Source organism: Streptomyces sp. PsTaAH-137 (genome assembly GCF_003259365.1).
Taxonomy (GTDB): Bacteria; Actinomycetota; Actinomycetes; order Streptomycetales; family Streptomycetaceae; genus Streptomyces.
Genome location: NZ_QLLY01000013.1, coordinates 221128 through 246811 on the forward strand (window position 1 = coordinate 221128; position 25684 = coordinate 246811).

Genomic DNA, 25684 nt, shown 5'->3' on the forward strand with positions numbered 1-25684 from the left:
CTCCCGGTGCGGGGTTCAGGTCTTGCAGGTCTCACAGGTCGAGGACGAGGCGGGAGCCGGCGGCGCAGCGCGAGACGCAGATCATCATCGAGGCGTTCGCGGTGTGCTCGGCTTCCGAGAGCAGGAAGTCGCGGTGGTCGACGGCGCCGTCGAGGACCCGTGTCTCGCAGGAGCCGCAGATGCCGTCGCGGCAGGAGCTGGCGACGTCGAGGCCCGCCTGCTCGGCGGCCTCCAGGATCGAGGTGTCGGCGCCGACGGTGAGGGTGAGCCCGGAGGTGCGGCACTCGACCTCGAACTCGCCGTCGTCCGTGGTCCGTTCGACGACCGGCGCGGAGAAGCGCTCGACGCGCAGCGCCGGTGCGGGGCAGACCGCCTCGACGGCGGCGAGCAGCGGTTCGGGTCCGCAGCAGTACACGAGGGTGTCGTCGGGCAGCCCGTCGAGCGCTGAGGCCAGGTCGATGTGGCCCAGCTCGTCCTGCGGTACGAGCGTGACGTCGCCGTCCAGCGCGGCCAGCTCGTCGGTGAAGGCCATGGAGGCGCGCCCGCGCCCGCCGTAGACCAGGCGCCACCGCGCCCCGCGCCGGGCGGCCTCGCGGGCCATCGCGAGGATCGGGGTGACCCCGATGCCGCCCGCGACGAAGACGTAGCCGCCGGCGTCCTCCAGGGCGAAGTGGTTGCGCGGCTCGGACACGGTGACCCGCTGGCCGGGGCGCAGCGCGGTGTGGACGTGGCGCGAACCCCCGCGCGAGGACGGCTCGTTGAGCACGCCGATCCGGTACGTGCCGGTGGCGGCCGGGTCGCCGCACAGGCTGTACTGGCGGATCTGCCCGCCCACGTGCACGTCGATGTGGGCGCCCGGGGTCCAGGCGGGCAGCGGCTTGCCGTCCGGATGGATCAGCTCGACGGAGAGGACGCCCTCGGCCTCCCAGGTCATCCGCCGGACCAGCAGCTCCAGTTGACGGTCGGAGTCGGTCATGGTGGGTCCTCCTTACGTGCCGGGGATCTTCACGGGCGGGGTGAACGGGTTCTTCATCGGGCCGAGCGCCGCCAGGTCCACCTCGACGAGCACGGGCCCGTCGGAGCCCACGGCCTCCTGGATCACGGGGGCGGCGTGCTCGGCGTCCGCGATCCGCAGATACGGCAACCGGCAGGCGCGGGCGAGGAGTTCGAAGTCGGGCGTGGTCAGGTCGACTCCCGAGCGGCGGTCCGCGTACCGGTCCTGCATGTTGCGCAGCACGCCGTAGCCGCCGTCGTTGAAGACCAGCAGGGTCAGCCGGGGCCGTTCCTGGGCGAGGGTGAGGAGTTCACCGAGGTGGACGGCGAGCCCGCCGTCGCCCGCGATGACGACCGTCGGCCGCTCCGGGTCGGCGAGCGCGGCGCCGATGCCCATGCCGAGTCCCTGGCCGATGCCGCCGCCGCGCGGGAAGACGTTCGCCCTCGGGTCGTACATCTCCAGGAGCCGGTTGCCCCAGCTGCTGGAGGGGATGGTGACGTCGCGGGCGACGACCGCGTCCCGGGGGAGCGCGGCGCGCAGCGCGTCGCAGATGGCGGCTTGCGGGCCGATGGTGTCGTGGAGCGTCGCGCGCACCTCGGTACGGACCCGGCGGACACGGTCCGTCCACTCCGGGTCGGCCTGCCGGGCGTGGGGGAGCAGCGCCGCGAGGGTGGCGGCGGCGTCGCCGTGCAGGGCGTGCGCGACCGGGTAGACCCGGCCGAGCGCGGCCGCGTCGAGGTCGATCTGCACATGCGCCGCGGGGAGTTCGAGGCCGTAGTCGGCGGTCTCGTTCGACCGGAAGTGCGTGCCGACCGTGAGGAGCAGATCGGCGTCGGCGAGCAGGGCGCGGACCGCGGGTGTGGTCGCGAAGTTGCCGATGACCTGCGGGTGGTCCTCGGGCACCGCGCCGCGCCCGGAGTTGGAGGTGAGCAGTCCCGCCCCGGTCGCCTCGACGAGCGCGGCCAGTTCGGTACGGGCGTCGGTGGCGCCGCCGCCGGCCCAGATCAGCGGGCGCTCGGCGGCACGCAGCAGCTCGGTCGCGTCCGCGATGTCGGCGACCGGAAGCACGTCGGCCGGTGCCTCCCTCACGGCGTCCGTCTGGGCCGCGTACTGGAGGTCGATCGGCCACTCGACGCTCGCGGGACCGCCGGGCGAGGCCAGCGCGGCGCGCGCGGCCTCGCGCAGCACGCGGCCCGCGTCGTCGGCGGAGCCCACCGTGGCCGCGTACGCGGACACGGCGGTCAACATGCCGAGCTGGTCCTTCGTCTCGTGGATGAACCCGCGCCCGCTGCCGAGGAACCGGCTCTCCACCTGCCCGGTGACGTGCAGCACGGACGTGCCCGACGCGAGCGCCTCGATCAGCGATCCGGCCGCGTTGCCCGCGCCCGTCCCGGTCGAGCTGAGCGCGCAGCCGATCGAACCGCGCGCACGCCCGTAGGCGTCGGCGGCGTTCACGGCGCTCGCCTCGTGCCGCACGGGGACGAAGCGCAGCTCGCGGTCGACGGCCTCGACCAGCGGCAGATTGTGCACGGAGACGATCCCGAAGACCGTGTCGATGCCCAGTTCCTTCAGAACGGCGACGAGGAGGGCGCCTCCATCGGCGTACTTCATGCGAACTCCTCAGAGGATGCCGCGGCCGACTCCGCCGCAGACGTCGATGCTGGTTCCGGTGATGTACGAGGCGCGCGGCGAGAGCAGCGCGACGATCGCGTACGCGACCTCCTCGGCGCGGCCGAGCCGGCCGAGCGCGATGCCCCGGTCGGCGGCCAGCTCCGCCTGCCAGTCCTCGTAGGACAGACCGGAGTCGGCGGCGGCGTGCCGGCGCGTCCACTGGCCGGTGTCGACGAGGCCCAGACAGACCGAGTTGACCCGGATGCCGTCGGCGGCCAGCTCGGTGGCGAGGGACTTGGAGAGGTTGAGGATGCCGGCGCGGGCGGCGCTCGTCGTGATCAGCCGGGTCTCGGGCTGCTTGGCGAGGACGGCGTTGACGTTGACGACGGACGCCGCGCCGGACGCGGCGAGGTGCTTCCGGGCCGCCTGAAGGGGGTTGAGGACGCCCGCGAACTTCAGCTCCAGCTCGTCGCGCCAGTCCTCGGCGGTGGTGTCGTCGAGCCGCTTCATCCGGGACTGCCCGGCGTTGTTGACGAGCCCGTCGATCCGCCCGCCGAACGCGTCGGCGGAGTCTGTCACGAACTCCCGTACGGCGTCGGCGTCCCGCACGTCGCGGACGGCGGTGAACAGCCGGTCGTGGCTGCCGATACGGGCGAGCCGGTCGGCGTCGCGCCCGCAGGTGGCGACGTTCGCGCCCTCGTCGAGCAGGGCGCGGACCGTGGCCAGGCCGACGCCCGAGCTGCCTCCGGTGACCACATAGGTCCGGTCGGCGAGGCCCAGATCCATAACTTGGTTCTCCCGTATGTCAGTTCATGAGTCAGTTCATGGTGAATCCGCCGTTGACGGCGATCACCTGTCCGGTCAGGTAGCGGGACTCCTCGGAGAGGAGGAAGGCGGCGAGCCCGGTCAGGTCGTCGGGCTGCTGGGGGCGGGAGATCGCCCGGTTCGCGGCGTACAGACCGTGCCGTTCGGCCGGGACCGTCTCGGTCGCCTCGCACTCGGTCAGGCCGGGCGCCAGCGCGTTCACCGTGATGCCGCGCTCGCCGAGTTCGCGGGCCATCGCCCGGGTGAGGGCGATCACGGCGCCCTTGGAGGTGATGTAGTGCGCGAGCCGCGGGGAGCCGTAGAGGGCGGCGTCCGAGGCGATGTTGACGATGCGTCCGGTCGACCCGAACAGCGGGAGCAGGGCCTTCGCGACGAGCCACGGGCCGCGCGCGTTGACCGTCATCAGCCGGTCCCAGGCGGCGATGTCGATGTCCTGGAACTCCTTGCCGCCGACGCCGTTGGCGAGCGCGGCGTTGTTCACGAGCCCGTACAGCGGGCCCAAAGCCCGTACCGCTGTGGCGAGTTCGTCGACGGAGGCCGGGTCGGCGACGTCGCACCGCACGAAGGTGGCGTCGATCCCCTCGCCCCGCAGGGTGTCCGCCGCGGCCGTGCCCCGCTCGGTGTCGACCTCGGCGACGACGACCCGGAAGCCGTCCTCGCCGGCCCGGCGGGCCATGGCCAGTCCCAGGCCACGGCCCGCCCCGGTCACGACGACCAGAGGGGCGTCAGTCACGGGTCACGCCGTGCATCGGCGAGTACTCCGGGTACGTCGGCACCTGCGGCTTCTGGGTGCCGATGACGACGCAGAACAGGGCGTCGGTGTCGCCCTCGTTCTTCAGCGAGCGGGTCACCCCGGCGGGCACCACGATCATGTCGCGGTAGCCGAGGGTGCGGTACTCGACCTCGTCCGGGCCGCGGTGGATGCCCACGCGGACCTGGCCCTCCAGGACGAAGAACGCCTCCTCGACGTCGTGGTGGGTGTGGGCCGGGCCCTCGGCGCCGGGCTGGAGCAGCATGTTGGAGAACGTGAAGCCGCCGGACGGGATGATCCGCTTGTCGCCCTCGTGGTTGCCGGTGGCGCCGGAGCCCACGTAGCGGATCTGGCCGCGGCGGAACTGCGGGCCCGCCTTCTCCTGGAAGGACAGCGTGTCGAAGTCGGTGGCCCGGGAGTCCTTCGTGGCGATGAGCGAGTCGGTGTACGCGCCGAGGTTGCCGCCGTTGTCGTACTCGGTGGTGGTCAGAGGCATGGTGATCAGCCCTTCCGTGCCCGCTGCGTGCGGGAGTTGGTGACGATGTGCAGGTGGGACAGGACCCAGGCGTTGAACCGCTCGGGCTGTTCCTGGTTGGCCAGGTGACCGGCGTCCTTGACGATCACGTAGGCGGTCTTGTGCAGGCCCCCGGCGAGGACCTGGGAGGCCTCGACGCCGGTGACCGTGTCGCGGTCGCCGCACACGACGAGCGCGGGCGCGGCGACGGCGGACAGTTCGGGGCGCAGATCGGCGCCGGCCATCGACGCGGCGGCGTACCCGTAGCCGGGCAGCCGCACCGCGTCGGCCATGGTGTCGACGACCCGCTCGACGAGCGCGGTGGGCGCCAGGTCGGAGACGAGGCGCGGGGCGCGCTTCTCGGCGAAGACCCGCGGCCCGGCCTCGGCCAGGTCGGCGACGCGTGCCCGCATCCCCGCGGCCTTCGCCTCGTCGGTGCCGGAGCCCGCGCTGGAGTCCGCGACGATCAGGGAGTCGACGAGCTCCGGGTGGCGGGTGGCGAGCCGCAGCGCGATCACACCGCCCCACGAGACCCCGAGCACATGGGCCGAGGCGCCGTGGGCGCGGATCACGTCGGCGGCGGCGTCCGCGAAGCCGTCCAGGTCGAGCGGCTCCTCCGGGTCGTCCGACCTGCCGTATCCGGGCGCGTCCCACGCGATGACCCGTACGTGTCCGGAGAGCCCGGCGAGCTGCGGGGCGAACGCCGCCGACGAGGAGCCGATGCCGTGCAGGCAGAGCAGCAGCGGGCCCTGTTCGCCCGCCGTCTCCAGGTGGACGCTCACAGGATCTGCCCCGACCGTCCGGCCAGCGCCGCCAGCGAGCGCAGCACCGCGTACGGCACGACCTGGCTGGTCGCCGGGTTGCCCGGATCGGGGCGGTGCGCCACCTCGAAGCGGTACGCGCCGTGCGCGCCGGACGCCTCGACGACGTGCCGGGTGAGGGTGGCGCCCGGATCGGCGACGACCCGGACCCGCACAGCGTCCAGGTCGCCGACGGCGAGCGCGACCGACGCCGCGACGTTGGTCGACTTGGGGAACTTCACCGGCACGTCGCGCGCGGTCCCGCTCATCACCTCGACCGGACCGGACGCCGCACGCATCCGCTCCAGCAACGCGTCGTCCATCCACGGCTGTTCGAGGGTCGAGGGCAGCTTGGTGGTGGTGAGGTGCACGGCGTCCAGCGGGCCCAGCGCCCGCACGGCCTGGAGCAGATCGAGGCCGCCGACCGCGCCGCCGGTGAAGTACACCCGGCCGGGACCGGCGGCGAGCAGCCGCTTGGCCAGCTCCTCGTCGGTCAGCGCCCCGGTGGACGCCACCAGCAGATCGGTGCCGGAGGTCAGGACGCGCTCGCCCCACTCCCGTACGACACCCTGGCCCGCGGCCTCCACGATCAGATCGCAGCGGTCGATGGCCTCCTCGAAGGCGACCTGCGGCGCGGGCGCCGCCTCGCCGAGCGGGCGGTTGTCGACGATGCACGTCAACTCGGCGCCCTGGATGCCCTGTTCGGCGAGCGCGGTGCCGACGACACGGCCGATGGCGCCCCAGCCGACGAGTCCGACCTTCAGGGCCTTCAGTGTGCTGCTCATGCGAGGGGTCCTTCCGGGTTGCCGGCCATGTGACAGCGGATCTCCTTCGACGGCGGCCCGGCCGTGCCCCACAGGTCGGACAGCTCGGGCACCCGCCGCCACACCTTGGCGATCCACCGGTCCTCGACGACCTGCGCGACCTCGGAGGTGTACTCGCAGACCAGGCCGGTCGGATCGGTGAAGTAGGAGAAGGTGTTGTTGCCGGGGCCGTGCCGGCCCGGACCCCACTGCGGGACGATCCCGTGGTGGCGCAGGCGGCCCAGGCCGCGCATGAAGTGGTCGACCGAACTCATCTCGTACGCCACGTGGTTGAGGGAGACCCACTCGGCCTGGTTGAACGCGATGCAGTGGTGGTCGGCGTTGCAGCGCAGGAACGCCATCTGGTGCTCGGACCAGTCGGAGACGCGCAGGCCGAGCACGTCGCGGTAGAAGGCGACGGCCGCGTCGATGTCCGGGGTGTTGAGGACGGTGTGGGTGACGCCGACCGGGATCGCGGCGTCCCGGCCGCGCGGGGCGACCGCCCAGGTGTCGGCGGACAGCTCGACGAGCCGGCCCTCGTGGTCGTGGAAGCGCAGGCCGTAGCCGCCGCCGACCTGGTCGAGCGGGCCCGGGCCCGCGACGGGCTTGATGCCGCGCGCTTCGAGCCGCCGGGCCGCCTCGTCGATCTCGGCGGGGGTGGCGACGGCGAACACGAGGCGGCCGAGGCCGGTGCGCTCGGAGCGGGTCAGCTGGAGGGCGTGGTGCTCCTCGCCGGTGCCGCGCAGCCAGCTCGCGTCCTGCTCGGACTCGACGACCTCCAGGCCCCACGCGTCCTCGTAGAAGTCGGTGGCCTCGGTGAAGGAGGGGGTGAGCAGTTCGACGGAGCGCAGGGCGCGCAGCCGGGCGATCGGGGGGTGGGACATCGGGTACTCCGTTGCAGACATGGTCAGTTGGCCCAGGGCAGAGGCGCGTCGGAGGTGCCCCAGTACAGGGATTTCTGGCGCTGGTAGGCGCGGATGGCGTCCCGGCCCTTCTCCGTGCCGAGCCCGCTGTCCTTCATCCCGCTGAACGGGGTGGACGCGCTGAACTGCTTGTACGTGTTGATCCAGACGGTGCCCGCGTCGATCCGGCGGGCCAGGCGCCAGGCGGCCCGGTGGTCGCGGGTCCAGATGCCGCAGGCGAGCCCGTACACGGAGTCGTTGGCCTGCTCGACCAGGTCGTCCTCGTCGTCGTAGGGCAGCACCACAAGGACCGGACCGAAGATCTCCTCCTGGCAGGTGCGCGCCGAGTTGGGCAGTCCGGCCAGGACGGTCGGCAGGTAGTAGGCGCCGTCGGCGTACTCGGGCCCGTCGGGCGCGGCGCCGCCGCACAGCACCTCGGCGCCCTCGGAGCGGGCCAGGTCCACGTACGCGGCGACCGCGTCCCGGTGCCTGTGGTGGACGAGCGGCCCGACCTGGGTGCCCGGCGCGGTGCCGGGACCGACCCGCAGCTTCCGCACCCGGGCGACGAGTTCGGTGACGAACGCGTCGTGGATCTCCCGGGCCACGAAGAGCCGTGAACCGGCGATGCACGACTGCCCGCTGGACGAGAAGATCCCGAACATCACGCCCGCGAGGGCCTGTTCGACGTCGGCGTCGGCCCGCACGATCGTCGGCGACTTGCCGCCCAGTTCGAGGGAGGCGGGAATCAGCTTCTGAGCGGCGATCCCGGCGATGGAACGGCCGGTCTCCGTGCCGCCCGTGAACCCGATCCGGCCGACCAGCGGATGCCGCACCACCGCGTCACCGACCACCCGGCCGCTGCCGGGGAGTACCGACAACAGGGCTGTGGGCAGGCCGAGTTCGTCGAGCGCGCGGGTGATGATGCGGCCGAGGGCTAGGGAGACGAGCGGGGTCCACGCGGCCGGCTTCAGCAGGATCGCGTTGCCCGCCGCGAGCGCCGGGGCGATCTTCTGCGCGTCGCTCGCGACCGGCGAGTTCCAGGGGTTGATGGCGCCGACGACCCCGATCGGCTCGTGCACGCTCATGGTGACGTAGGCGCCGCGCGCCGGGGTGAGGGCGTCCTCGGCGGTCTCCAGCGCGGCCGCCAGGTACCGGAACGTACCGGCGGCGCTGAGCGCGAGGGCCTTCGTCTCGGTGAGCGTCTTGCCGGTGTCGGCGGTCTGGGTCGCGGCCAGCTCGTCGGCCGCCTCCTCCGTCAACTCCGCAATGCGGTACAGGAGTCGGGCCCGCTGGTGGGGGAGCAGGTCCCGCCAGGCCGGGTCGGCCACGGCCCGCGCCGCCGCCCGGGCCGCCTCGTCGACCTCGTCGGCCGAAGCGGAGTGCACCGTGGCGAGCACCGCGCCGGTGGCCGGGTCGACCGTCTCGACGGGCTCGCCGCCGCCGCGTCGCCACCGGCCCGCGACGAGGATCTCGGTCAGGGGGTGGGGCACGGCGGTACCTCCAGAGTGGAGCAGGTGCGGGGGCGTCGAGCGGAATCGCTGAAGTGCTAGAAATCTAAGCGCTTAAATGATTATCCGCAAGACCCTTGATCGCGACACCTGTCGCCGATGGACTCCCCGCTGTGCAGCATCAGTTACGCGCAGGTGACGGTGGAGTCACTCTCTACATGTCTAAGTGCCTAACCATTGACCGCTTAGGTGTCGGCTCCTACTGTCTGCGGGACTCCCCTGTCTCGCGTGTTTCGCGGAAGGACCCCTCTATGACGACTGTGGCCGGTACACAGGGCCTCGGCTCGATCGCGGCCAGGCTCGAACGGCTGCCGCACTCCCGCTGGCACGTCAAGGTCCGGTTCCTGATCGGCGCCGTGACGTTCTTCGAGGCCTTCGACCAGCTCCTGGCCGCCTCCGCCCTGCCCGTCCTGACCAAGGACTGGAACCTCTCGACGGGGCAGGCGACCTTCGCGGTCACCGCCGGCTCCATCGGCATGCTGCTGGGCGCGCTGGTCGCGGGCTGGCTCGGTGACCGGATCGGCCGGGTGCGGACCGTCGCGCTCGGCGTGGGGATCACCGGCGTCGCCAGCCTCGCCGTCGCGCTGGCGAACGGGATCGAACTGTTCTCTCTCTTCCGGTTCGTCCAGGGTCTCGGCATCGGCGGCGTCGTCCCGGTCGCGGCCACCTACATCAACGAGATCTCCCGCTCCGACAAGCGCGGCCGCTTCGTCCTGCTCTACGAGATGATCTTCCCGGCCGGGCTCGCGGCGGCCAGCCTCGTCGCCGTGTGGGTGGTGCCGAACCTCGGCTGGCGCGCGATGTTCGTGCTCGGCGCGCTGCCCGTCCTGGTCGCGGTGCTGCTGCCCCGGCAGGTCGCCGAGTCGCCCCGCTGGCTGCTGTCGCAGGGCCGGGTCGAGGAGGCCGAGCAGGTCATCGCCCGGATCGAGGCCGAGGTCGAGAAGGGGGTCGGCGAGCCGCTGCCCAAGCCGGCGGACACACCCCCGGAGGAAGTGACGCGGGGCCGTCTGCGCGATCTGTTCACCGGCCGCTATCTGCGCCGCACCGCCGTGCTGTCGGGGCTGTGGTTCGTCGCGTACTACGTCAACCACGGCATCTCGACCTGGCTGCCGTCGCTGTACACGAAGAACTTCGGCCTGGACCTGACCACGGCGCTCGTCTACACACTCCTGAGCAACATCACGGGGCTGGTCGGCACGTTCGTCGTCGCGCTCGTCATCGACCGGGTCGGCCGACGCCCCGCCCTGGTCGCGGCCCTCGGCGGCACCGCGCTCGCGCTCGGCATCCTCGCCCTCACCGGGGTCACCTCCGGGCTCCAGGTCGCGGTGTTCGCCTCGTGCACGACGTTCTTCGTCTACGCGATCAACGCGGGCCTCTACCTCTACTCGCCGGAGCTCTACCCGACCTCCAACCGGGCCAGGGGCGCGGCGTTCGGCGGCCTGTGGAACCGGCTCGGGGTGATCCTCGGCCCCGTCACGGTCGGCGCGATCCTCGGCGCGGGCGGCAGCCTCGGCCTCGTCTTCGCCCAGCTGGCCGGGGTGGCCGTGGTCGGCGCGGTGATCGCGCTGTTCGCCGTGGAGACGAAGGGGAAGACGCTGGAGGAGCTGAACGCGTAAGCGGGCCCTGCGCGGCGCCGGATCCCTGTGCGGGGGACCGGCGCCGTCGTGCTGTCACTCCGGGGCGGCGTCGGCCAGGGTGCGGTCCAGCGCGCCGAGCAGGACGTCGAGGCGGCGGCGCTCGTCGGGGCGCAGCCGGTCGAGGAGTTCCCGCTCACCGGCCCGGCGCTCCCCGGCCACCCGGTCCACCAGGTCACGGCCCGTCGCGGTCAGCCGCAGCCGCACCACGCGCCGGTCGCGGTCGTCGCGCTCGCGCTCGATGAGCCCGGCCGCGGCCAGCCGGTCGGCGTGCTGGGTCATCCCGCCGGCCCGGACCGCTCCGGCCGCCGCGAGTTCGCTCATGGTGCGCCGGTAGGGGGCGCCCGCGCGGCGCAGCTCGGCGAGCACGTCGAACGCGGCGAGCCCGATCCCGTGCCGCTTGACGACCCGGCCGATCAGGGCGCGGTAGCGGGCGGCGCAGTCGGTGAGGGTGGCGAAGACCCGGGTGTCGGCGTCGGTCGCGGGCGCGTGGTCCGCCGGGGGCGCATGGTCCGCCGGGGTCGCGGGGCCCGGTGCGGGCGTCGGGGCCTGTGGGTCGCCGACCGCCGCCGCGAGCACCGCCGTGAGCAGCGGCTCCAGCTCGGCCGTCGGCACCGAGCGGGCCGGCTCGTGGGCGAAGAGGTAGCGCTCCATGATGACGCCGAACAGGATGCTGCGGATGAGCCCGATCCTGGCCCGCGCCTCGGACGAGTCGCCGAGCACGCCGGTGAGCGGTCCGGTCACCAGGCGTTCGAGCAGTTCGGCCAACTGCCCGGCGCTGGGCGGGTGGTTGAGGGCCGAGCGGATCAGCGCGGCGAGCGGGTCCTGTGCCGAGAGGTGGTCCCAGCGCTCCAGGTAGGAGTGGGCGAGGGCATGCGGCAGCCCGGCCGGATCGTTGCCCGCCTCGTCGAGCAGCCGGGCCGTGACACCGGTGCCCTCGCCGACGACGGCGCGGAAGAGTCCGTCCTTGGAGCCGAAGTAGGCCATCACGAGCCCCGGCGTCACCCCGGACTCGGCGGCGATGGCCCGGATGCCGACCCCTTGGTAGCCGTGGGCCGCGAACAGTCTGCGGGCCGCCGCGAGCACGGCCCGCCGATTCCCCTCGGGGTCGTGGGAGCGGCCGCGCCGCCGCTCGTTCTCCGGGGGTCTCTCCTGCTCTGCGTCCACGTCGCCACAGTAGACGAAGCGTTCAGGGTGGCGCGATTTATGAACGTACGTTCAAAAGGTGCGCCTCGGCCGCCTCTTCAGAACAGGTGTTCAAAAGTGGGTGCGGGGCGTGCACCGGCCCTGCCAGCTCGCCCAGCGGGCGCCCGCTGCCGCCCCGGCGCGCGGCGACGATCTCCGCCGCGATCGAGACGGCCGTCTCCTCGGGGCCGCGCCCGCCGAGGTCGAGGCCGATGGGGGAGCGCAGCCGGGCCAGCGCCGCCGCGTCGAGCCCGGCCGCCCGCAGCCGGGCGAGCCGGTCCTCGTGGGTGCGCCGGCTGCCCATGGCCCCGATGTATCCGGCGGGCCCGCGCAGCGCGATCTCCAGGACGGGCACGTCGAAGCGCGTGTCGTGGGTGAGGACGCAGATCGCGGTGGACGCGTCGACCAGGTCCTCGTGCGCGCGCAGCCAGCGGTCCGGCCGGTCCACGACGACCTCGGCGGCCTCCGGGAAGCGCGCGGGTGTCGCGAACGCGGGCCGCGCGTCGCACACCGTCGCCCGGTACCCGAGCAGGGCGCCGATCCGCACCAGCGGGCGCGCGAAGTCGACGGCGCCGAAGACGAGCAGCCGGGGCGGCGCCCCGAAGGACCGTACGAACAACTCCCGTTCTGGGGCGCAGTCGGGGCCCGGAGCGGCCTCGCCGATCCGTACGATCCCGCTCTCGCCGCGTGCGAGGAGCCCTGTGGCGGCGTCCCGCGCGGCCCGGTCCAGGCGGGGGTCGCCGAGCGATCCCGACGCTCCCGCGGCGCCGACCGCGAGGCCCGCGCCGTCCCCGTCGAGCGGCGTCACGAGCGCCACCGGGACCCGGGCCGCGACGTCCGCCGCCACCCGCCCGAGCGGGCTGTCCGCGGTCACCTCGCGCACCGCGACCTCGATGGTCCCGCCGCAGGTCAGGCCCACCGCGAAGGGATCGTCGGCGCTCACTCCGTACGTCTCGCGGGCGGGCCCGGCGCCGGCCAGCACCTCCTCGGCGACCGCGCACACCGTCGCCTCCACGCACCCGCCGGAGACGCTGCCGACGACCCGGCCGTCGGCGGTGACCAGCATCGACGTGCCCACCGGATGCGGGGCCGAGCCCACGGTGCGGACCACCGTGGCCATCGCGAAGCGGACCCCGTCGGCCTGCCATGCGGCGGCCTGGTCGAGCACATCACGCGTCACGTCAGAACCTTTCTCGGCAACCTTTCTCCGCAGACTCTTGCCAAGAAGATAGTTCAGTGTCAATCATTTCAGCTATTAGATACCTGAGAGGCGAGGTGGCAGACGCTTGAAACCGACACCCTTCGACTACAGCGCGCCCCGCACCGTCCCGGAGGCGCTCGCCCTGCTCGCCGACGAGGACCGCGACCCCAAGGTGGTGGCCGGCGGCCAGTCGCTGATCCCCATGCTGGGCATGCGGCTCGCCCGCCCCGGCCTGCTCGTCGACATCACCCGCATCCCCGGCCTCGACGAGATCTCCGTGGACGCGTCCGGCGCCCTGCACATCGGCGCGGCCGTCCGCCAGGCCCGCGCCGCCGCCGACCCCGCCGTCCGCACCGGCTGGCCGCTGCTCGCCGCCGCGATCGGTCACATCGGACACCCGCAGATCCGCGCCCGGGGCACCGTGTGCGGCAGCCTCGTCCACCACGACCCGGCCGCCGAACTCCCCACCGCCGCCCTCGCCTCCGACGCCCGCTTCGTGATCGCGGGCCCGGCCGGAACACGGACCGTCGCCGCCGCGGACTTCTTCGTCGCCACCTTCCAGACCGCCGTCGAACCGGACGAACTGCTCACCGAGGTCGTCCTGCCGCCGCAGCCGACCGGCTGGGCGTTCGAGGAACTCGCCCGTAGACACGGGGACTTCGCCACGGTCGGCGTCGCCGTCCTGCTGTCCCGGGCCGAGGAGCGGGTGAGCGACGCCCGCGCCGTCTTCTGCGGCGTCGGCCCCGTCCCCGTCCGGCTGCCCGCCGTCGAGGAGGCGCTGACCGGCACCGACGCCGGACCGGCCGCCCTCGCCGCCGCCCGGGAAGCCGCCCTCGCCCGCCTCGACCCCTCCGACGACGTCCACGCCACCGCCGCCTACCGCCGCGAGGCCGCCGCCCACCTCCTCGGCCGCGCCTGCACCACCGCATGGGAGCGCACCCGATGACCGAAGAGACCACAGTGATCCCCGCACCCCGCCCCGCCCGGACCCCGCCGCTCGCCGAACCCTCCGGCTGGCACGGGATACGCCTCACCGTGAACGGCGCGCCCGTCACCGCACAGGTCGAATCCCGGCTGCTGCTCAGCGACTTCCTGCGCGACCGGCTCCGCCTCACCGGCACCCACGTCGGCTGCGAGCACGGCGTCTGCGGCGCCTGCACCGTCCTCGTCGACGGCACACCCGTCCGCTCCTGCCTCACCCTCGCCGTCCAGTGCGAGGGCGCCGACCTGCGCACCGTCGAGAGCCTGGCACCGGACGACGCCCCGCTCACCCCCGTGCAGCGCGCCTTCCACGAGTGCCACGGCATGCAGTGCGGCTTCTGCACCCCCGGCTTCCTGATGACGGCCACCGCCCTGACCGAACAGGACACACGCCCCGACGACACCGAGGTCGCCGACGCCCTCAGCGGCCACCTGTGCCGCTGCACCGGCTACCGCAACATCCGCCGCGCCCTGGGCCAGGCCCTCGACGAGACGTACGACGACACGAAGTGCGGGGAGTGACCCTCATGTCCGCCGAAGAACAGGCCGCCTGGATCGGCCGCCCCGTCCCGCGCGTCGAGGACGACCGGCTGCTGCGCGGCAACGGCCGCTACGTCGACGACATCGACCTGCCCGGCGCCGCCGAGGCCGCCGTCCTGCGCAGCCCGCACGCCCACGCCCGCATCGACTCCGTCGACGTGAAGGCCGCCCGCGAGGCCCCCGGCGTCGTCGCCGTCTGGACCGGCGCCGACCTCGCCCACCTCCCCGCCCTCCTCAACCGCGAGGAACTGCGCACCCCGCCCCGGCTCGCCGAACTCCTCGACCCGCGCGTCGCCATCACCCCCATGCCGCTGCTCGCCGCCGACAAGGTCCACTACGTCGGACAGCCCGTGGCGATCGTCCTCGCCGAGAACCGCTACCTCGCCGAGGACGCCCTCGAACTGATCGAGGTGCGCTACGGCCCGCTCCCCGTCCTCGTCGACCCCGACCTCGCCCTGGCCGCCGACGCCCCGCTGCTCCACGACGACCTCCCCGACAACACGGCCGTCGCCGTCGCCACGCAAGTCGGCGACCCGGAGAAGGCGTTCGCCGCCGCGCACACCGTGATCAGCGAGGAGTTCCACGCCCACCGCTACGTCGCCTCGCCCATCGAGACCCGCGCCGTCGCCGCCCGCGTCGACCCCTACAGCTCCGACCTCACCGTCTGGTCCAACACCCAGACCCCGCACCGGGTCCGCGAGGCCATCGCGCACACCCTGGGCCGCGACTCCGAGACCGTCCGCGTCATCGCCACCGACGTCGGCGGCGGCTTCGGCCAGAAGGGCATCCTCTACGTCGAGGAGCTGCTGATCCCCTACGCGGCCGGGCAGTTGGGCCGCCCGGTCGTCTGGCGCGAGGACCGCAGCGAGAACCTCACCGCCGCCAGCCACGCCCGCGAACAGATCCACCGCATCGAACTCGCCGCCGACGCCGACGGAAAGCTGCTCGCCGTCCGCGACCGCATCACCGTCAACTTCGGCGCGTACAACATGACGGGACTCGTCGTCCCCTACAACTCGCTGTGCCACCTGCTCGGCCCCTACCGCGTCCCGAACGTCGACATCGACGTCGTCGGCGTCCTCACCAACACCGCCTTCGCCACGCCCTACCGCGGCGCCGGACGCCCCGAGACGGTGTTCGCGATGGAGCGCGCCATGGACCGGCTCGCCGCCGAACTCGGCCTCGAAACGGCCGAATTGCGGGCCCGCAATCTCATCGGCCCCGACGACATGCCGTACACCACCGGCCTCGTCGACCGTTCCGGCAACCCCCAGTCGTACGACTCCGGCGACTTCCCCGAACTGCTGCGCCGCGCCCGCGCCAAGGTCGCCGTACCGACGGGGGAGCGGCCCGAGGGCAAGCACGTCGGCGTCGGCTACGCGATGTACATCGAGGCCACCGGACTCGGCCCCTTCGAGACCGCCCGCATCGACATCGCGCCCAGCGGCCGCGTCAAGCTCGCCATCGGCGCCCCCTCCCAGGGCCAGGGCCACCGCACCTCCATGGCGCAGATCGCCGCCGACGCGCTCGGCGCCCCGCTCGACGTCATCGACGTGGTGGGCGGCGACACCGACAAGACCCCGTTCGGCGTCGGCACCATCGCCAGCCGCGCCCTCGTCAACGCGGGCAACGCCACCCACCGCGCCGGAAAGCTCGTCCGCGAGAAGGCTCTCGACGCCGCCGCCCGCCGCCTCGGCGTCCCCGTCGCCGAACTCACCCTCACCGACGGCGTGTTCAGCACCAAGGCCGCCGACGGACCCACGCTCACCCTCGCCGAACTCGCGGGCCGCGCCCCGCTGCCCGGCACCCCCGAGCCCACCGACGGACGGCACGGCACCGAACTCAGCGAGACCGTCCACTTCCGCCCGCCCGGCTTCGCCGTCGCCAGCGGCGCGCACGCCGCCGTCGTCGAGGTCGACGAGCACACCGGCGAACTGGAGATCCTCCAGTACGTCGTCGTCCACGACGCCGGCGTCATCGTCAACCCGCTCATCGCCGAGGGGCAGGTCACCGGCGGCATCGCCCAGGGCATCGGCGGCGCCCTCTACGAGGAGATGATCTACGGCCCCGACGGGCAGCCCCGCACCGGCACGTACATGGACTACCTCGTGCCCACCTCGTCCGAGATCCCCGACCTCGACATGGACGAGATCCACTCCCCGAGCCCCATGAACGACCTCGGCGTGAAGGGCCTCGGCGAGGGCGGCGCCATCGCCCCGCAGGCCGTCCTGGCGAACGCCGTCGAGGACGCCCTGCGCCCCTTCGGCGTCGTCGTCCGCCGCGGCCCCCTCTCGCCCAGCCGCATCCGCGACCTGCTGCGCACCGCCCCCGCCACCTGACAGCCGACCCACGATTGGACGACCCCGACCATGCAGCTCGACCACACCTTCACCGTCCCGGCCGCGCCCGACGACGCCTGGAAGCTCTTCCACGACCTCGCCCGCGTCGCCCCCTGCATGCCCGGCGCGGTCCTCGACACCCTCGACGGGGACTCCTTCGCCGGCCGCGTCAAGGTCAAGGTCGGCGCCGTGCAGATGAGCTACCGCGGCGAGGGCACCGTCGCCCGCGACGAGAGCGCCCGCAGCCTCCGCCTCGACCTCTCCGGCAGCGAGACCCGCGGCGCGGGCACCGCCTCCGCCGCCGTCACCGCCGAACTCGCCGCCGACCCCGCCGGCACCCGCGTCCGGGTCCGCACCGACCTCGACATCACCGGCCGCCCCGCACAGTTCGGCCGCGGCATCATGACCGAGGTCGGCGACCGCATCGTCGGCCAGTTCGCCGAGCGGCTGCAAGAACTGCTCAGCGCCCCGCAGACGGCCCCCGCGCCGCTCGCCGCGGGCGCCGCCGCCGAGCCGGAGGCCGTCGACCTCGGCGCCGCCGCCCTGCCGGTCCTGCTGCGCAAGGCCGCCGTCCCGGCCGCCGCCGTGCTCACCGCCGTGGTCCTGGTCCGGGTGCTGCGCCGCCGCACGCGCTGACCGGCTCCGCCGACGGTGGACGGCGCGTGATCGCTTCAGGGATAGAATTTTCAGGGGCGTACGATCACGCGCCCACCCGGGAGCTGCGCGAGGGGACGGGATGGCCGAGCGGAAGGCGACGCGGCAGGACGCCGTGACACAGATCGTGGCGGACTGGGCCCGCGAGCGGCCCGAACTCGACACCTCCCCGCTGGAGGTGCTGGCCCGGCTGCACCGCTCGTTCCTGCGGTACAACACCAAGCTCAACGCGTCGATCGAGCGGCACGGCCTGTCCGTCGCCGGGTTCGACGTGCTGACCGCGCTGCGCCGCTCGGGCACCCCGTACCGGCTCACCGCGGGGCAGCTCGCCGACTCCGGGCTCGTCTCCTCGGCCGGAGTCACCCTGCGCATGGACCGGCTGGAGAAGGACGACCTCATCGTGCGCGAGCGCGACGCCGTCGACCGGCGCGTCGTCTACTCGCGGCTCACCGACGCGGGGCTCGCCAAGGTCGACGAGGTCTTCACCGAGCACCTGGACAACGAGAACCGGATGCTCGCCGGCCTCTCCCCGTCCGAGCGCCGCCAACTGGCCCGGCTGCTCGGTAAGTTGGAGCACTCCATCGTCGACTCGGGTCCGGACGGGGAGAGCTGAGCGCTCACTCCCACAGCGTGCTGGGCGCCTCCGCCCGCACCACGGGGGCGATCTCCTCGGCGAACCGCTGCAACGTCTCGATCTGCTCGCTGGTGCCCTGCCCGAACCCGTCCACGGTGACCGACTGAAGATCGTGCCGGTACACCTCGTGGTACCCGAGGATCTTGTCGATGATCTGCTGCGGCGAGCCGATCAGCTGCGGCCCGTCCGCGATGGCGTCCTCGATGGTCCGGAACGGCGTGTTGTAGCCCGCCTTGCCCGCCAGATGCGGCTTGAAGGTCTGCGCGACCTTCGCCTCGTACAGCTCCCGGTAGCGGGCCACCGCCTGCTCGTGCGTGTCCGCGATGAGCAGCCCGCCCGACCCCGCCGCCACGTGCGCGTCGGCCGGATCGTGCCCGTACGCCGCGAACCGCTCCCGGTAGTGGTCGATCAGCTCGGCGTACGCGGCCCGCGGCTGGATCGCGTTCGCCGTGAACAGCGGGTCGCCGTGCCTGGCCGCCAGCTCGGGGGAGTTGCGCGAGGTCGCCGAGCCGTGCCAGATCCGGGGGAGTCCCGCGTACGGGCGCGGCACCGTCGTCACCCCCTTGAGGGCGGGCCGGAACTCGCCCTCCCAGTCGACGCCCTCCTCCGTCCACAGCCGCCGCAGCAGCTCGTACTTCTCCTTCTGGAGGTCCCACTGCCGGGCCTCGTCGAGCCCGAACAGGTCGAAGTGCCCGGCCTCGGCGCCCTTGCCGACGACCAACTCCACGCGCCCGTGCGAGATCTGGTCGAGCGTCGCGTAGTCCTCCGCGATCCGTACGGGGTCGAGGATCGCCACGACCGTCACCCCGGTCAGCAGCCTGATCCGGGACGTACGGGCGGCGAGCGCGCCGAGCACGACGGTCGGGCTCGACGACAGGAACGCCCCCGCGTGCCGCTCGCCGACCGCGTACGCGTCGTAGCCCAGCTCCTCGGCCGCCCAGCCGACGTCGAGGACCTGCGCCAACCGGTCGGCCGCGGAGGGGAGTTCACCGGTGAGCGGGTGCGGGGCGTGCCCGATGATGGAGAGGACCTGGAACTTCATGTCCTCAGCCTCGCCCCCGTACGTTGCGGGCTTGTGTCCGCGGCATGGCAGCGCGAGAGGGGCGGCTCCTCCCGTGGGAGCCGCCCCTCTCGCGCCGCCGTCCCGGCGCCTACTTCTTGCCGAGCAGGTCCTCGACCTTGCCGCGGATCTCGTCCGTGGCCAGGCCCCGGATCGTCAGCGTCGTCCGGCGCCGCAGCACGTCGTCCGCCGTCTCGGCCCACTCGTGGTCACGGGCGTAGGCGACCTGCGCCCAGATCTCCGGCGCGTCCGGGTGGACGCGCGCGGCCAGCTCCGGGTTCTCGTTCGCGAGCCGCGCGATGTCGAAGGCCAGCGAACCGTAGTGCGTCGCCAGGTGCTTGGCCGTGTCGGCGCCCATCCGCGGACCGGGCGCCGGGTTGTCGACCAGGAGGCGGTGCGCGACGGCGCGCGGGTTGGCGACACCCGGCAGCGGCATCCGCTTCGGCAGGTCCTTGATCGGCTCGAAGTCGTCGCCGAGCGGGTGGCCCGGCAGCGACTCCAGCTTCTGCATGACGGTGCGGCCGATGTGCCGGAACGTCGTCCACTTGCCGCCCGCGACGGACAGCATGCCGCCCTTGCCCTCGGTGACGACCGTCTCGCGCTTGGCCTTCGAGGTGTCGCCGGGGCCGCCAGGCAGCACCCGCAGACCGGCGAACGCGTACGTCATCAGCTCCCGCTTGAGCTGCTGGTCGCGCACGGAGAAGGCCGCCTCGTCGAGGATCTGCTCGATGTCCTTCTCGGTGACCGACACGTCCGCCGGGTCGCCCTCGTACTCCTCGTCGGTCGTACCGAGCAGGAGCATGTCCTCCCAGGGGAGGGCGAAGGTGATGCGGTACTTGTCGATGGGGGTGGCGAGCGCGGCCTTCCACGGCGACGTCCGCTTCATGACCAGGTGCGCGCCCTTGGACAGTCGGATGGACGGCGCCGCGTTCGGGTCCTCCAGCTTGCGCAGGTGGTCGACCCACGGACCGGTCGCGTTCAGCACGAGGCGGGCGCTGACGCCGAATTCCTCGCCGTCCATGCGGTCCTTCAGCTCGGCGCCGGTGACCCGGCCCTTGGTGAAGCGCAGGCCGGTGACCTCGGCGTGGTTGAGGACGACGGCGCCCGCGTCGACGGCCGCGCGTACGGTCATCAGGGCCATCCGCGCGTCGTTCATCTGGTCGTCGCCGTACACCGCGACGGCCTTCAGGTTCTCGGTCCGCAGTTCCGGCACGTCCTGCTGGGCCTTGGCCGGGGAGAGCAGGTGCCCGACGCCGTCGCCGAACGCCGACAGCGCGCTGTAGGCGAACACGCCCGCGCCCAGCTTGGCCGCGCCGTGCGGGCCGCCCTTGTACACGGGCAGGTAGAAGGTGAGCGGGTTGGCGAGGTGCGGGGCCACGTTCCGCGACACCGCGCGCCGCTCGAAGTGGTTCTCCGCGACGAGCTTCACCGCGCCGGTCTGCAGGTAGCGCAGACCGCCGTGGAGCAGCTTGGACGAGGCGGAGGAGGTGGCGCCGGCGAAGTCGCCGGCGTCGACCAGGGCCACCCTGAGACCGGACTGCGCCGCATGCCAGGCCGTGGAGATGCCCAGGATGCCGCCGCCGATGACCAGGAGGTCGTACGTCGCCTTGGAAAGCTGCTCGCGGGTCTCGGCGCGGCTCGGGTTGGAGCCGGCGACGGGGTGCGTTCCGAGGGCAGGCACGGTCTGCAGGGTGGGGGTACTCATCTGGGGTCTTACTCCTCGTCCTCGAGCCAGCCCATGGACCGCTGCACGGCCTTGAGCCAGTTCTTGTACTCACGGTCGCGGGTATCCGCGTCCATGCGGGGGGTCCACTCCGCGGCCCGGCGCCAGTTGGCCCGCAGGTCGTCGGTGTTGGACCAGAAGCCGACGGCGAGACCGGCGGCGTAAGCGGCACCGAGGCAGGTCGTCTCGGCGACCATCGGACGCACCACAGGGGCGTCCAGGACGTCGGAGAGGGTCTGCATCAGCAGGTTGTTGGAGGTCATGCCGCCGTCGACCTTGAGCGCGGTCAGCTCGACACCGGAGTCCTTCGTCATGGCGTCGCTGATCTCGCGGGTCTGCCAGGCCGTGGCCTCCAGGACGGCACGCGCGATGTGCGCCTTGGTGACGTACCGGGTCAGGCCGGTGATGACACCGCGGGCGTCGGGGCGCCAGTACGGGGCGAACAGGCCGGAGAAGGCGGGCACGAAGTACGCGCCGCCGTTGTCCTCCACCGACGAGGCGAGCGTCTCGATCTCGGCGGCCGACTTGATCAGGCCCATCTGGTCGCGCATCCACTGCACCAGCGAACCGGTGACGGCGATCGAGCCCTCCAGGGCGTAGACCGGCTTCTGGTCGCCGATCTGGTAGCCGACCGTGGTCAGCAGGCCCGAGTAGGAGTTGATGGCCTTGCCGCCGGTGTTCATCAGCATGAAGGTGCCGGTGCCGTACGTGGACTTGGCCTCGCCCTCGGCGAAGCAGGTCTGGCCGAACAGGGCGGCCTGCTGGTCGCCGAGCGCCGAGGCGACGGGGATCCCGCCGAGCACGTCGCCCAGCGTGCCGCCGGTGACCTCGCCGTAGACCTCGGCGGAGGAGCGGATCTCGGGCAGCATCGACATCGGCACGCCGATGGAGGAACAGATCTTGTCGTCCCACTGCATCTCGTGCAGGTTCATCAGCATGGTGCGCGAGGCGTTGGTGACGTCGGTGACGTGCTTGCCGCCGTCGACACCGCCGGTCAGGTTCCAGATGACCCAGCTGTCCATGGTGCCGAAGAGGATGTCGCCGCGCTCGGCGCGCTCGCGCAGGCCCTCGACGTTGTCGAGCAGCCAGCGGGCCTTGGGGCCGGCGAAGTAGGAGGCCAGCGGCAGGCCGGTCTCGCGGCGGAAGCGGTCCTGCCCGACGTTGCGGCCCAGCTCGCGGCAGAGGGCGTCGGTGCGGGTGTCCTGCCAGACGATGGCGTTGTGGACGGGCTCACCGGTGTTCTTGTCCCAGAGCAGCGTCGTCTCGCGCTGGTTGGTGATGCCGATGGCCTTGATGTCGTCGCGGGTGATGCCGGCCTTGGTGACGGCCCCGGCGACGACCTCCTGGACGTTCGCCCAGATCTCGTTGGCGTCGTGCTCGACCCAGCCCGGCTTCGGGAAGATCTGCTCGTGCTCCTTCTGGTCGACCGAGACGATCCGGCCGTCCTTGTCGAAGACGATGCAGCGGCTGGACGTCGTGCCCTGGTCGATGGCTGCGATGAAGGGGCCTGCGGTGTGTGCGTCGGTCACGGGGTGCTCCTGAAGTTCTCGGTGCGGCTCGGGCGGGGTGCTGGCGGCGGGGCGGCCTACTTGAACGCGATGTTGTAGAGGCCGCCGGCGATGGCGCCGCCGATCAGCGGACCCGCGACCGGGATCCAGGCGTACGACCAGTCGGAGCCGCCCTTGTTGGGCAGCGGGAGCAGGGCGTGCACGATGCGCGGGCCGAGGTCACGGACCGGGTTGATCGCGTAGCCCGTGGGGCCGCCGAGCGAGAGGCCGATGCCGACCACGACGAGCGCGGTGATCAGGGCGCCGAGGGTGCCCAGGCCGTTGCCGCCGTCGTTCAGGCCCTGCGTGAGGATGGCGAGGACCAGGACGACCGTCGCGATGATCTCGGTGATCAGGTTCTGCACGGCGTGCCGGATCTCCGGGCCCGTGGAGAAGATGCCGAGGACGGGGCCCGCCTTGGGGGCCGCCGTCTGGTCGACGAGGCCCTCGTCCGCCGGCTGCGCGGCGATGATCTCCGGGTCCGTCAGGTGCGCGCGGAACTGTCCGTAGTACGTCGCCCAGACCAGCACGGCGCCGATCATCGCGCCGAGGAGCTGGGAGCCCAGGTAGAGCGGTACATCGCTCCACTTGGTGCCGCCCTCGATGGCCAGACCGATGGTCACGGCGGGGTTCAGGTGGGCGCCCGAGACGCCACCGGCGAGGTACGCGCCGGTCAGGACGGCGAAGCCCCAACCGAAGGCGATGGCGACCCAGCCGGCGTTGAACGCCTTCGAGCGCTTGAAAGTGACGGCGGCGCAGACGCCACCGCCGAGCAGGATGAGCACGGCGGTACCTATGGTCTCGCCGATGAAGATGTCGGAGCTGGACACCCGCGACTCCTTTGTCCTTCGTCCAGGGGAATTGCGGCCTGGCCTTGTCCACACTCTAACGCTTATTGCCGGTAGGTGTTCGACAATGTCGACCGATGGACGCGAGTCTCGCCCCGCGTTCACTGAATCGTCAAGGGTTCTGTTATCGAAACCACGATCGTTATTGATCGTTCCCGCCTATCGCCGCCCACACGCTCCGTGGCGGTTCACTCGATCGTCGCGCGGATCGGTGTGCTCTGCACCCGGACGGGCCCGGACATGCCTCAGCCCCGTCCGGGGACGGGGCTGAGGCATGTGGGGGGGTCAGAAGCGGCTGGCGCCCAGGTCGCGGGAGACGGCACGGGCGCAGTCCCGTACGGCGGCGATCAGCTCGGGCCGCGGCACGCCCTGCTCGTCGGGCTTGCAGACCCGCTCCACCGCGCCGGTGATGCCGATCGCGCCCACGGGCATCCGGTGCCGGTCGTGGATCGGCGCCGCGACCGAGGCCACGCCCTCCCAGGTCTCCTCGACGTCCTCGGCGTACCCGCGAGCCCGGGTCAGATCGAGCACCGACTCGAACTCGGTGAGCCCGCTCACCGTCCGGGCCGTGAACTCCTTGCGCTCCGTCTCGGCGACCTCGCTGTGCGCGACCGGGTCGTACGCGGAGATGACCTTGCCCAGCGCCGTCGAGTGCAGCGGCTGCATCGCCCCCACCTCCAGGACCTGCCGGCTGTCGTCGGGCCGGAAGACGTGGTGCACGATCAGGACGCCCTGCTGGTGCAGGACCCCCAGATAGACGGCCTCGCCGCTGGAGCGGGCCAGGTCGTCGGTCCAGACGAGGGCGCGGGCCCGCAGCTCGTGGACGTCCAGATAGCTGTTGCCCAGGCGCAGCAGCTCCGCGCCCAGCTGGTAGCGCCCCGACGCCGCGTCCTGCTCCACGAAGCCCTCGGCCTGGAGGGTGCGCAGGATGCCGTGCGCGGTGCCCTTCGCCAGGCCGAGCGCGGAGGCGATGTCCGAGAGGCCGAGTCGCCGCTCACCGCCCGCGAGGAGCCGGAGCATCGCCGCGGCCCGTTCCAGCGACTGGATGTTGCGTGCCATCGCAGTCCCTTCCTCCCTCGGTCCACTCACCAACGTTCGGCAATGCTGAACAGTATCGGTCGTTGCCGACCTCTGCTAATGCGGCGTGCGCCTCTATTTTGGCCCGCTCGCCACGGCCGCCCGCCCCGGACCACCGCGACACGCTGTCCACTTCGGTCCGGCCCGTGGACGTCTGCACGTAAGGACCGAGGTCCCGGCTACCCTGGCCGGGTGCGCCTCCAGCAGTGGAGCCGCAAAGCCGACAGCCGTCGCACCTCAGGGAGCACTTTCATGGCCTCGTTGCCGACGCCCGCATCCGCCGCCGCTGATTCCCGCGCTCGCGTGGACGCCCTACGGCAGGCCCTCGCCTCCCGTGTCGTGGTCGCCGACGGTGCGATGGGCACCATGCTGCAGGCGCAGGATCCCACGCTCGAGGACTTCCAGGACCTCGAGGGCTGCAACGAGATCCTGAACATCACCCGCCCGGACATCGTCCGCTCCGTCCACGAGGCGTACTACGCCGTCGGGGTGGACTGCGTCGAGACCAACACCTTCGGCTCCAACTTCACGGCCGCGACCGAGTACGAGATCGCCGACCGGATCGTCGAGCTGTCCGAGGCCGGCGCGCGGATCGCCCGCGAGGTCGCCGACGAGTTCACCGCGAACACCGGACAGCAGCGCTGGGTCCTCGGGTCGATCGGCCCCGGCACCAAGCTGCCCTCCCTCGGCCACATCGACTACGCCACGATCCGCGACGGCTACCAGCAGAACGCCGAGGGCCTGCTCGCCGGCGGCGCCGACGCGCTGATCGTGGAGACCAGCCAGGACCTGCTCCAGACCAAGTCGTCCCTGATCGGCGCCCGCCGCGCCATGGACGCCCTCGGCGTCTCGGTCCCGCTGATCTGCTCCCTCGCCTTCGAGACCACCGGCGTGATGCTGCTCGGCTCCGAGATCGGCGCGGCCCTGACCGCCCTGGAACCGCTCGGCATCGACCTGATCGGCCTGAACTGCTCCACCGGCCCCGCCGAGATGAGCGAGCACCTGCGCTACCTCGCGCAGCACTCCACGACGCCGCTGATGTGCATGCCGAACGCCGGTCTGCCGATCCTGGGCAAGGACGGCGCGCACTTCCCGCTCACTCCGCCGGAGATGGCGGACGCGCAGGAGAACTTCATCAACAGCTACGGCCTCCAGCTGGTCGGCGGCTGCTGCGGCTCCACCCCCGAGCATCTGCGTCAGGTCGTGGAGCGGGTCCGTGAGATGACCCCGCCCGAGCGCGCTCCGCGCCCCGAGCCGGGCGCCGCCTCGCTCTACCAGACGGTGCCGTTCCGGCAGGACACCGCCTACATGGCGATCGGTGAGCGGACGAACGCCAATGGGTCGAAGAAGTTCCGTGAGGCGATGCTGGAGGCCCGCTGGGACGACTGTGTCGAGATGGCCCGCGACCAGATCCGTGAGGGCGCGCACATGCTCGACCTCTGCGTCGACTACGTGGGCCGTGACGGCGTCGCCGACATGAAGGAGCTGGCGGGCCGGTTCGCGACCGCCTCCACCCTGCCGATCGTCCTGGACTCCACCGAGGTCCCCGTCCT

General features: G+C 72.5%; 23 protein-coding genes. 7 read left to right on the forward strand and 16 right to left on the reverse strand.

Going from position 1 to position 25684, the window contains the following annotated elements:
- Positions 1–31 precede the first annotated feature (31 nt).
- Genes K377_RS27610 through K377_RS27650 form a run of 9 tightly spaced genes read right to left on the reverse strand, consistent with a single transcriptional unit; the run spans position 32 to position 8690 of the window.
- The gene (locus tag K377_RS27610; protein WP_111666244.1) at positions 32–976 is read right to left on the reverse strand and encodes a PDR/VanB family oxidoreductase; all 945 of its coding nucleotides are present in this window, start codon (positions 974–976) and stop codon (positions 32–34) included.
- 12 nt (positions 977–988) lie between these two features.
- A complete protein-coding gene (locus tag K377_RS27615; RefSeq protein ID WP_111666245.1) occupies positions 989–2605 on the reverse strand; it encodes a thiamine pyrophosphate-binding protein in 1617 nt (538 codons plus the stop codon).
- A 9-nt stretch (positions 2606–2614) separates the two neighbouring features.
- A complete protein-coding gene (locus K377_RS27620) occupies positions 2615–3391 on the reverse strand; it encodes an SDR family oxidoreductase (RefSeq protein ID WP_111666246.1) in 777 nt (258 codons plus the stop codon).
- A gap of 31 nt (positions 3392–3422) precedes the next feature.
- Entirely contained in the window at positions 3423–4163 is a 741-nt protein-coding gene (locus K377_RS27625; RefSeq protein WP_111666247.1) for an SDR family oxidoreductase, read from the reverse strand.
- Positions 4156–4677, reverse strand: coding sequence for a cupin domain-containing protein (locus K377_RS27630; RefSeq protein ID WP_111666248.1), 522 nt, complete (start codon positions 4675–4677; stop codon positions 4156–4158). The genes K377_RS27625 and K377_RS27630 overlap by 8 nt, the downstream gene beginning before the upstream one ends.
- A 5-nt stretch (positions 4678–4682) precedes the next feature.
- A complete protein-coding gene (locus tag K377_RS27635) occupies positions 4683–5477 on the reverse strand; it encodes an alpha/beta fold hydrolase (protein ID WP_111666249.1) in 795 nt (264 codons plus the stop codon).
- Positions 5474–6280 (reverse strand): aspartate dehydrogenase domain-containing protein, encoded by an 807-nt coding sequence (locus K377_RS27640; protein WP_111666250.1) that lies wholly within the window; start codon positions 6278–6280, stop codon positions 5474–5476. The genes K377_RS27635 and K377_RS27640 overlap by 4 nt, the downstream gene beginning before the upstream one ends.
- On the reverse strand, positions 6277–7182 hold the full coding sequence (locus tag K377_RS27645; RefSeq protein ID WP_111666251.1) for a VOC family protein: 906 nt from the start codon (positions 7180–7182) through the stop codon (positions 6277–6279). Before K377_RS27645 ends, K377_RS27640 begins: the two co-directional genes overlap by 4 nt.
- A gap of 23 nt (positions 7183–7205) precedes the next feature.
- A complete protein-coding gene (locus K377_RS27650) occupies positions 7206–8690 on the reverse strand; it encodes an aldehyde dehydrogenase (protein WP_111666252.1) in 1485 nt (494 codons plus the stop codon).
- Positions 8691–8959: 269 nt separating this feature from the next.
- Between K377_RS27650 and K377_RS27655 the strand changes: the two genes are divergently transcribed.
- On the forward strand, positions 8960–10324 hold the full coding sequence (locus tag K377_RS27655) for an MFS transporter (RefSeq protein WP_111666253.1): 1365 nt from the start codon (positions 8960–8962) through the stop codon (positions 10322–10324).
- A 54-nt stretch (positions 10325–10378) separates the two neighbouring features.
- Here K377_RS27655 and K377_RS42750 read toward each other — a convergent pair whose 3' ends face one another.
- Both K377_RS42750 and K377_RS27665 read right to left on the reverse strand, forming a co-directional pair.
- Positions 10379–11509 (reverse strand): TetR family transcriptional regulator, encoded by a 1131-nt coding sequence (locus K377_RS42750; protein ID WP_111666254.1) that lies wholly within the window; start codon positions 11507–11509, stop codon positions 10379–10381.
- 37 nt (positions 11510–11546) lie between these two features.
- Positions 11547–12707 carry an XdhC family protein gene (locus tag K377_RS27665; protein ID WP_258395136.1) on the reverse strand — a complete coding sequence of 387 codons (1161 nt, stop codon included), beginning with the start codon at positions 12705–12707 and terminating at the stop codon, positions 11547–11549.
- A gap of 106 nt (positions 12708–12813) precedes the next feature.
- Between K377_RS27665 and K377_RS27670 the strand changes: the two genes are divergently transcribed.
- The 5 genes from K377_RS27670 to K377_RS27690 all read left to right on the forward strand — a co-directional run bounded on the left by K377_RS27670 (position 12814) and on the right by K377_RS27690 (position 17855).
- Entirely contained in the window at positions 12814–13674 is an 861-nt protein-coding gene (locus K377_RS27670) for a xanthine dehydrogenase family protein subunit M (protein ID WP_111666255.1), read from the forward strand.
- Entirely contained in the window at positions 13671–14231 is a 561-nt protein-coding gene (locus K377_RS27675) for a (2Fe-2S)-binding protein (RefSeq protein WP_111666256.1), read from the forward strand. The genes K377_RS27670 and K377_RS27675 overlap by 4 nt, the downstream gene beginning before the upstream one ends.
- 5 nt (positions 14232–14236) lie before the next feature.
- On the forward strand, positions 14237–16588 hold the full coding sequence (locus tag K377_RS27680; protein WP_111666284.1) for a xanthine dehydrogenase family protein molybdopterin-binding subunit: 2352 nt from the start codon (positions 14237–14239) through the stop codon (positions 16586–16588).
- Between the two features lie 30 nt (positions 16589–16618).
- Complete coding sequence (locus K377_RS27685; RefSeq protein ID WP_111666257.1) at positions 16619–17224, forward strand: SRPBCC family protein; 606 nt, start codon at positions 16619–16621, stop codon at positions 17222–17224.
- A gap of 100 nt (positions 17225–17324) precedes the next feature.
- Positions 17325–17855: a MarR family winged helix-turn-helix transcriptional regulator gene (locus K377_RS27690; protein WP_111666258.1), complete on the forward strand. Its 531-nt coding sequence runs from the start codon at positions 17325–17327 to the stop codon at positions 17853–17855.
- Between the two features lie 4 nt (positions 17856–17859).
- On the opposite strand, the gene K377_RS27695 is transcribed toward K377_RS27690, so the two are convergent.
- From K377_RS27695 to K377_RS27715, 5 genes are all read right to left on the reverse strand, one after another.
- Entirely contained in the window at positions 17860–18918 is a 1059-nt protein-coding gene (locus K377_RS27695; RefSeq protein ID WP_111666259.1) for an LLM class flavin-dependent oxidoreductase, read from the reverse strand.
- A gap of 109 nt (positions 18919–19027) precedes the next feature.
- Entirely contained in the window at positions 19028–20641 is a 1614-nt protein-coding gene (locus tag K377_RS27700) for a glycerol-3-phosphate dehydrogenase/oxidase (RefSeq protein WP_111666260.1), read from the reverse strand.
- Positions 20642–20649: 8 nt separating this feature from the next.
- Entirely contained in the window at positions 20650–22188 is a 1539-nt protein-coding gene (gene glpK / locus K377_RS27705; RefSeq protein ID WP_111666261.1) for a glycerol kinase GlpK, read from the reverse strand.
- A 56-nt stretch (positions 22189–22244) separates the two neighbouring features.
- A complete protein-coding gene (locus tag K377_RS27710; RefSeq protein ID WP_111666262.1) occupies positions 22245–23036 on the reverse strand; it encodes an MIP/aquaporin family protein in 792 nt (263 codons plus the stop codon).
- A 303-nt stretch (positions 23037–23339) separates the two neighbouring features.
- Positions 23340–24113, reverse strand: coding sequence for an IclR family transcriptional regulator (locus tag K377_RS27715; RefSeq protein WP_111666263.1), 774 nt, complete (start codon positions 24111–24113; stop codon positions 23340–23342).
- Positions 24114–24383: 270 nt separating this feature from the next.
- Between K377_RS27715 and K377_RS27720 the strand changes: the two genes are divergently transcribed.
- Positions 24384–25684, forward strand: a 1301-nt coding sequence (locus tag K377_RS27720; RefSeq protein WP_161195105.1) for a homocysteine S-methyltransferase family protein, incomplete at its 3' end; no start/stop codon positions are given.

Excerpts from the sequence above, each read along its gene's own strand:
- K377_RS27715 (WP_111666263.1), bottom strand. The coding sequence starts at position 24,113 with ATGGCACGCAACATCCAGTCGCTGGAACGGGCCGCGGCGATGCTCCGG.
- K377_RS27700 (WP_111666260.1), bottom strand. The coding sequence starts at position 20,641 with ATGAGTACCCCCACCCTGCAGACCGTGCCTGCCCTCGGAACGCACCCC.
- K377_RS27630 (WP_111666248.1), bottom strand. The coding sequence starts at position 4,677 with ATGCCTCTGACCACCACCGAGTACGACAACGGCGGCAACCTCGGCGCG.
- K377_RS27655 (WP_111666253.1), top strand. The coding sequence starts at position 8,960 with ATGACGACTGTGGCCGGTACACAGGGCCTCGGCTCGATCGCGGCCAGG.
- K377_RS27640 (WP_111666250.1), bottom strand. The coding sequence starts at position 6,280 with ATGAGCAGCACACTGAAGGCCCTGAAGGTCGGACTCGTCGGCTGGGGC.
- K377_RS27615 (WP_111666245.1), bottom strand. The coding sequence starts at position 2,605 with ATGAAGTACGCCGATGGAGGCGCCCTCCTCGTCGCCGTTCTGAAGGAA.
- K377_RS27680 (WP_111666284.1), top strand. The coding sequence starts at position 14,237 with ATGTCCGCCGAAGAACAGGCCGCCTGGATCGGCCGCCCCGTCCCGCGC.
- K377_RS27675 (WP_111666256.1), top strand. The coding sequence starts at position 13,671 with ATGACCGAAGAGACCACAGTGATCCCCGCACCCCGCCCCGCCCGGACC.
- K377_RS27690 (WP_111666258.1), top strand. The coding sequence starts at position 17,325 with ATGGCCGAGCGGAAGGCGACGCGGCAGGACGCCGTGACACAGATCGTG.
- K377_RS27645 (WP_111666251.1), bottom strand. The coding sequence starts at position 7,182 with ATGTCCCACCCCCCGATCGCCCGGCTGCGCGCCCTGCGCTCCGTCGAA.
- K377_RS27610 (WP_111666244.1), bottom strand. The coding sequence starts at position 976 with ATGACCGACTCCGACCGTCAACTGGAGCTGCTGGTCCGGCGGATGACC.
- K377_RS27685 (WP_111666257.1), top strand. The coding sequence starts at position 16,619 with ATGCAGCTCGACCACACCTTCACCGTCCCGGCCGCGCCCGACGACGCC.
- K377_RS27695 (WP_111666259.1), bottom strand. The coding sequence starts at position 18,918 with ATGAAGTTCCAGGTCCTCTCCATCATCGGGCACGCCCCGCACCCGCTC.
- K377_RS27620 (WP_111666246.1), bottom strand. The coding sequence starts at position 3,391 with ATGGATCTGGGCCTCGCCGACCGGACCTATGTGGTCACCGGAGGCAGC.